This is a genomic window from Rathayibacter sp. AY1E8 (assembly GCF_002931415.1).
Lineage (GTDB): Bacteria > Actinomycetota > Actinomycetes > Actinomycetales > Microbacteriaceae > Rathayibacter.
On sequence record NZ_PSVI01000124.1, the window covers coordinates 1 to 910 of the forward strand.

Below are 910 nucleotides of genomic sequence, written 5' to 3' on the forward strand. Positions count from 1 at the left end.
CTCGGAGCCGATCGAGCCGGCTCCGGCCTGGACGGTGATGATCGCGGTGCCGACGTCGACCGTCTGGCCCTCGTCGACGAGCACGTCGACCACGGTGCCGCTGAACGGCGAGGGGAGCTCGACGAGCGACTTGGCGGTCTCGATCTCGACGAGGACCTGGTTGACGGCCACCTCGTCGCCGACCTTGACCTTCCAGGCCACGATCTCGGCCTCGGTGAGGCCCTCGCCGACGTCGGGGAGGAGGAACTGCTCTGTCATCGGGGGGACTCCTGTGGGCTCGTGCGGGCGGATGTCGCGCGCGTCAGTACGCGAGCGAGCGGTCGACGGCCTCGAGCACGCGGTCGACGTCGGGGAGGAAGAGCTTCTCGACCTTGGCGGGCGGGAAGGGGGTGTCGAAGCCGGCGACCCGGAGGACCGGCGCCTCCAGCGAGAAGAAGGCGCGCTCGGTGACGGTCGCCGCGATCTCGGAGCCGAGGCTCACGTTCGCGGACGCCTCCTGCGCGACGACGAGCCGGCCGGTCCTGCGGACCGACGCGAGCAGCGGCTCCCAGTCGATCGGGGAGAGCGAGCGCAGGTCGACGACCTCGACGCTCGTGCCCTCCTCGCCCGCGAGCTCGGCGGCCTGGAGGAGGACCGCGACCATCGGGCCCCAGCCGACCAGCGTGACCTCGGTGCCCTGGCGGACGACGCGGCTGGCGTGCAGCGGCGCGGCGGAACCGCTGAGGTCGACGTCGCCCTTGGGCCAGTAGCGGCTCTTGGGCTCGAAGAACATGACGGGGTCGTCCGAGGCGATGGCCTCCTGGATCATCCAGTAGGCGTCGTTGGGAGTCGACGGGCTGACCGCGCGCAGGCCCGCGGTGTGCGCGAAGTACGCCTCGTTGCTCTCCTGGTGGTGCTCGACAGCTCCGAT

2 protein-coding genes are annotated in these 910 nt (G+C 71.3%); both read right to left on the minus strand.

The genetic code is table 11. From position 1 onward, the window contains the following. Positions 1–258 (minus strand): biotin/lipoyl-containing protein (locus C5C74_RS16900; protein ID WP_308471013.1); only part of this gene is annotated, 258 nt, incomplete at its 3' end. Between the two features lie 43 nt (positions 259–301). Then, a partial coding sequence (locus C5C74_RS16905) for an alpha-ketoacid dehydrogenase subunit beta (protein ID WP_308471014.1) occupies positions 302–910 on the minus strand: 609 nt, incomplete at its 5' end.